The following is a 6,755-nucleotide window of genomic DNA, read 5'->3' as shown; positions in this document are numbered from 1 at the left end:
GCACCGACGGCCAGCGATATGGCAACGGCGCGATGATCGCCATTGGCAGTCATCACGAAGCCCTTGGCCGTGCGCGTCGTGGTCGGCATGTCGAGGAGCGCATCGCGCTTGGCCTTCGACTGGCCGATATTGCCCAGCGTATCAAAGGCAGCCTCGACGTCATCGGCGAAGGCAAGGCCGGTATCCTTGAGGCCGTTGAAGCTTTCCACGATGCCGGTACGCTGCGCTTCCTTGGCCTCCTCGACCTCCTGCAATTCCTCGAAGGTGATGACATTGCCCTCGAGGCCGCGCGCGGTGACGCTGGCCTTGCTGCCGACCTCCGCCAGCGTATGGCCGAGTACGACCAGCGCACCAACGCTTGCGCCGACGCCGACCTCCTTGCCGGCACCGATGCCGCCGCCGAACTGCAGCAGGCTGCTGTCATCGGCTGCATCCAGCCAGACATTGCCGTTGGCCGTCACAGTCGCGCCCTCGGCGATCCGGGCGGTCACGTCGTTGTCGAGCACCAGAACGGCGACCGTGCCACCGACTCCCGTACTCTTCGTGCTGGCGCCGCCGGCACCCGCCAGCTGGCGAATGTCGTTGCTGGCGCGGGCGGCAATCTCGATGTTGCGCGCCGAGGCATTGCCGATCTGGGCTTCCACCGTCTTGTTGACGCCGGTGCCCGGCATGGTGAGACCGAAGGCGGCTCCGCTCATGGAGAAGGCCACGCTGCCGGCGATTTCCAGCACGTCCGACTGGTTCTGTGCCTTGACAGAGACGTTGCCATTGCTGGCCGTCAGCGTCGATGTCTTGTCGGCCACTGCGCGCGTGGTGCTGTCGACCACGGTGACGCTGAGTACACCGGCGTCCCCACCACCGGCGACAGGAATGGACAGCAGCCGCTCACTGGTGTCCGCACCGAGATTGACCGAACCGCCGACGGACGTCACGGTCACAGCCGAACCCAAGAGGCTTTCGGCGGACGACAACTGAACGTTGCTGACGAGGGTCCCGGCGACAGGGTTCTTCGTGCCGAAGGTTACGCCGAGCGCACCGGCAAAGGCGAAGGCATCAATGGCGTTCTTTGCCGTAATGTTGGCATCATTGGCCGCAGTGATCGAGACATTGTCGGCGATGGCCGTCTTCGCAGAACTCTGGAACGTATTGGACGAAATGTTGGCAGCGACCGTCGTTGAGGTCGAGCCGGAGAGCGAGGCGACGGCCGTGATCGACATCGCCTGCGTCTCGGCTTCGGAGGTGAAGTCCGCCGCGCCGCCATTGGCGACGAACACGCCGCCCTTGCCGACGGAGGTCAGCACCTCGTCCATCACGACATTGACCGCGCCCTGCGCGCCGAAGGTTCCGCCAGCGCCTGACAGGCTGACGGTCAGCGAACCACCGACACCCAGCACCTCCTGGTTCATCCGGCTTTCGACATTGATCGCCTTGGCCTCGACATGGGCCCGATCGCCGACATCCACCTTCGTCACGCCGTTGGCAATGGTGATGCCGAGCGCACCGCTGTAAGAAGCTTCGGTGCTCTGGCCGGCAGCGGCGGCCGCGATAACCTGGTTATGCAGCGACTGCGTGACGGCCGGATCCGCATTGCGCAGCGGCGCTGCAATGTCACCGCCGAGAACCGGATCGACGTAATCACGCCAGGTTGTCGAGGAGACGAGCGAGCCCTTTTCCGGTCCAACCCAAGCATCAGACGGTGCGAGGACCCTGGCCACAATATCGGCGTCCTTGCCGGTACGAAGGTCGAGGTCCGTGCCAATGGTCGTGGCAACTTCGCGACCACGGTAAATGACCGAGCCAACGGCGCCGCGGGCCGATTTCGTCGTGCTGGTGCCGGTGCCGAGCGCCGCCGACACGCCCCAGGCCTTATTGGCGACCTTGGACTGGTCGTAGGCGGCAATCGTCGCGTCGCCTGTCGCATTGATCGAGACACGATTGCCGAGCGTCGTGGACGTATCGCCGAGATAGACGGTCGTGGCGAAGGCACCCGTGAAGGACGATCCCTTACCGCCTGCACCGGCAATCGCCTCGGCCGCATAGGCAAAGTTGGGGACTGTCTCGTCCAGAACCTTGTTGCCATTGACGAGGACATAGTTGCCCTTGGCATCTGTCTTATAGCGCAAGAGATCGGCAACATTGACGCCGGTATTGAACCGGCTCATCGCCTCGACCGTGACATCGGTGGCTTTCCGTTCCGAAGAGCCAAACGTCACATCGTTTCCAACAACAGCGGCTGACGTTGTATTGATGACATTGATGCTGATTGCGGCGCCGGTCGCGGCGTCGCTGAGGACAGCCGCACCGGACACTTCAGCCATCGACATGGCATCATGATCAGCAATGACGTTGATTGCACCGCCGGTTTCGATCTTTACGCCATCGGCAACGATCGCCTTGGTGTCGTGATCGGAGAAGTTAAAGCCGACCGCGGCGGCGAAGGCCTGGCTTGGCTTGGCGTCTTGGGTCTTTTCCGTCGCCTTGCTTATTTCTTTGTAGGTCGTTGCAAATCGGTCAGCGGCGCGGCCGAAAATCCCCGTATTCGCATTGCCGCCACCGGAACCGAGCAGAAGGCTGTTGATGGAGGTTTTGAGCTTGGCCGCATAGTCTTCAACGGGCGTTCCGCGAGCAGACGCCTGGGCATTGACCACTTCCATGGTATCTGCGGTCGCCGTCACGGCGACATCGCCGGTGGCGCGGGCGGAAGCCGACAGCGTGGCAGTCGTGTCGAAGTCATGCAGGTTGAGGGCGCCCGCATCCCCGTCAGCCGCCTGGGTGCCAGCCGCCTTGCCATCGGCCGTCGCCTCGGCCATTGCCTGGGTCTTGGCGCCCACGGTGACGCTTTTTGCGAGGATCGTGCCGTCGCTCGTCAGAGCGTCGAGCCCCTTGGCTGGGGTCGCTTCACGGACCGTGGCGGCGCGCCCCTTGCCGACAGCGGCGCTGACATCGCCGTAGACGACGTTGATTGCGGCTGCGGCATCGGCAGCCGTTGCTGCGGTCTTGGTTGCCTTGGCCGACAGGCTGAGGATTTCGTTTGACGGCCCAGAGCCCGCCACACCCAGGGCGCTGCTTCTGACGCGCGCTTCGCCTGTTACCGAGAGGGCACCGGCATCCACAACGGCATTGCCGGCCAGAATATTCGCCTTCACGTCGATCGAGCCGACATTGATGCCAACGCCAAAGCCCTTGGCAGAACCGGATCCGCCGGCCGTGGGCGTCTTGGTCAGTTCGGCCTGGCGCTGACGGACACGTGCGTCGAGATATTCGCCGAACAAGGGGGTCGCCATCTGGGCAATGGTCACACCCAGTGCAGCGCCACGCGCTTTCTTGGTCGTTTCATAGTATTTCAGCAGGCCATCTTCGGTGGCAAAGAACATGCCGTTGACGCCGGCCGCCGCATTGCCTTCTGCCTTCAGCGTGATCGATGCGAGGGAATTGACCGTCACATCGGGCTTGTCACCATTCGCAGAGACTGCAGCATTCATCGCCGCCTGCGTCGAAGCGGCATAGGCCGCCTGAGACAGGATCGTGACGTTGTTGTCAATTCTGGCTTCATTCTCGAAATCGACGATGTTGAGCCCCAGCGACACAATCAGCTGATCGCCACCGATGGTCGCCTTGCCAACGCTGCGCGACAGGAAGTCACTGGACGCTGTGCTCAGCGTTTCGTTGCCCTTGTCATCTTCCTTCCAGGCTTTGGTCGAGGCATCGACAGCCAGCCCCTTCTTGCCGGCAACGACCGTGCTGCCGGAGCCGATGAGGGCGAGATTGTCCTGGTTGGCGAGATTGACGGCCGCGGACAGCACCTTCGCGCCGGCGCCTTGCGAGAATTTTGAGGTCGCGGTGATGTCAACCTTGGCGTCGGTCACGTTATAGGCACCGACGCGTATGCCGTCGGCGCTGAGAGTGAGCCCTGGCAAGGTTTCCGCCACGCTGTCGAATGAATTGAAGGAGAATGCGCCGCTGAGGACGAAATCGGACTTGGCCTGATCCTTCATCACCTTCTGTGCGTTTTTCTCCGCGGCCAGCGCCTTCTCGCTGTTTGTCTTCATGCTGCTGCTGTTCGCAAGCGCATTGCCGACAACGCCGAGGCTCATGATGGCGCTGATGCCCAGCGTTGCATTCTTGGCATCATTATCATCATCGGAGGAACCGCTGTCTTTGAGGTCAGCAAGGTTGCTGAGCAATTCCAGGCCATTGGTAATGGCGGTCGTGACGGGAGCGACTGCACCACCGCCCGCCGTCGAGGCAGCAAGATAGGTGCCGACGGTGTTGGCGCTGGCCGCTTCCACGGCAAGCGTGCCCTGGGCGAAGACACTGCGCCCGAGCTGAGCCGAGGTATCGAGCATCTGGACGCCACCAGAGACCGTAATCAGGCTCGCAGCCGTCGCATCTCCGGTCATCTTATCGGGCGTCGAACTGGTATTCGTGATACTGAACCCGGTCTCGTTGCGAGCGCTGACGCTGACATCGCCAGTAGACCACAGCGTGTTGGCGGCATCCTTTCCGCTGGCCCCGGCACGTGTGGCGATGTTGGCGACCGTTTCACCCAGCAAGACGTGGGCACCAATGTTCAGCGCCTGACCGGTAGAGGCCTTGTCGGCGCTGCCGCCATTGACCGTTGCGAAGGTACTCAGTCCGCCTTCCATGGAAGAATGCGCGAGGACCGAGATGTCGCCGACAGCACCGGAAAGAAGACCGCCAAGTGCGACAGAACCGACCTGCGCACCGCTTCCAATGCGGGCAGCGGTGTCCTGCGTGATGAGATTGAAACCGATCGTGTATGTGGAGCCGATACTGGCAACCGCTTCGCTGGCAGCATCCTGAACGGCGCCATTAACGGCACCCACAAGGGCCTTCTGCGCCTCGGCCTTCTTGATATCGTCCTCGGCCTCGGCAATCTCCTTGTCGGCCTCAGCCTTTTCGACGGCCGAGACTGCCAGCCTCTTTTTCTCCTCAGCCTCTGCTTTCGCAGCAACCTTGGCATCCCGGATCTGTCCAAGCTCGCCGTTGAGTCGCGACATTGCAGCCTTGGTTCCAACAGCTGCGGCTTCTGCAGCGTCACCGGCTTCCAGGTAGAGAATGGACAGACGATTTTCAGCGACGACGGACAGCGCGCCAATCCCGGACAGCTTGAGCGCGACATTGTCGAGATTTGCCTGCGTATCGCGGGTGGAGATGCCAATCCCGATACCGTAGGTGTTGGCAGCGGCCTTGGTCGCCTCAGCACGTGCGTTGGCGATGATGGCGCGCCCATTCTGATAGCGGTCGGCATCCATCTGCTGGTTGCGGAACGTCAGGACAGATTCGTCCTTCGAAAGCGCGGTTGTCTCGAACTCGCTCGCCCTGACCGATGCGGAGGCGGCATTTACGCTCAGTTTTCCGCTGTTCGTATCGCTGCCGACAGATGCCGTGTTCGAGATGTCTTCGTATGACAGATTGACGGCGAGCGCCGTTGCTGTACCGCCGGTTCCCTTGTACTTGATGGCGGACTCGACGAAATTGCGCGTCAGGGCATTTGAACGGCTCTCGACCCGCAACGCGCCGGCCGAGTCGATGGTCACGGCTTTCAGTGGATCGCTGGAAATCTCTGCAGAACTCTCGTCCAGCGCGACAAGCACGCCGCCGGTCGCCCCCCACAGGCCGCTATCCTCGTCACGCTTCCCGGTAATACCGGACTTCTTGCCCCAAGCGGCGCTGTAGAGACTGGCCAGCTTGTCGATCCCGGATGCAGCACTTTCGGTGATACCCCAGTATTTGTTGATCTTCTCGCCCGTGGCATTGACCTTGCCGTTGTCGGTGAAGAATTCGCTGACGACGGCGCCGACGACAGCCCCGATCAACTCCAGCACATTATCAGAAGCGCCGTCGCTGACGTTCAGCGTCCCGGCCTGATCAGCCCGAAGAATGCTATCGGCGAGAACGTTGACGCCGCCCGTGCGGGCAGTCACGCCGGAATTGCGAACCTTTGCTATGGCCTTGTGATCATTGAAATTGAAGCCGGCACCGAGGGCTCCGTTTGTGGAACCGCCACCGAGGACGTCGAAGCTCGTCGTATTTTCACTGAGGGCATAGGCGTGCACCTCAACATTGTTCCTGGCGTCAAGGGACGAGCTGTCAACAATGACCTCTGCATCATTGGTCAGGACGCCCACCGAAACCGCGGCGGCATAGGGAAGCGAGCCCTTGCCGAGCGTGATGTTGCGGGCCGTGGCAATCGCCTCGATTTCAGCGCGACTATCGGCAATCAGGCCGATGCTGGCCGTCTCGCTGGTCAGGCTGGAACCGTTGACGACATTGACCTTCGCACTGGACAGCGCAACGCCGACAGCGGCGTCAAACGGAATCGGGATCGGCAGTATGCTGTCGGTCAGAAGATCGCTCGCCAGCGACACGGTCTTGGCGGTGGCCTCGACGTTCACATCACCTTTGGCCGTCAGGCTCGACGCATCGATGGTGACAGACGCAGACGCCGTGTTTGCCGAAGACAACAGATAGGGCCGATTGACATTGAGCGTCAGGTCTTCGACCACAGAAGATGCGGTGGCGCTGACGTTCAGCGTCCCGTCCGCCTTGATAAGGCTGCCCTTGGTGATGCTGACATTGCTTGAAGACGAACCGGTCTGGATGATGAAGGCGACGGAATCGGCCTTTTCATCCTTGGCGGTCAGGTTGACGTTCTTTCCGGCGATCGTTGCGTTGGTGAGGCTGATAGACTGGCCGGACAGCGTGACGTCACCGCCGGCATAGCTGCCGCT

1 protein-coding gene is annotated in these 6,755 nt (G+C 61.8%); it reads right to left on the bottom strand.

The annotated features are described in order from the left end of the window. A partial coding sequence (locus tag F3H95_RS26870; protein ID WP_149748232.1) for a hypothetical protein occupies nucleotides 1–6,755 on the bottom strand: 6,755 nt, incomplete at both ends.

The sequence above is a fragment of the Rhizobium sp. RU35A genome, from assembly GCF_900156005.1.
GTDB lineage: Bacteria > Pseudomonadota > Alphaproteobacteria > Rhizobiales > Rhizobiaceae > Neorhizobium > Neorhizobium straminoryzae.
This window is presented reverse-complemented; position numbering and strand designations above follow the sequence as displayed.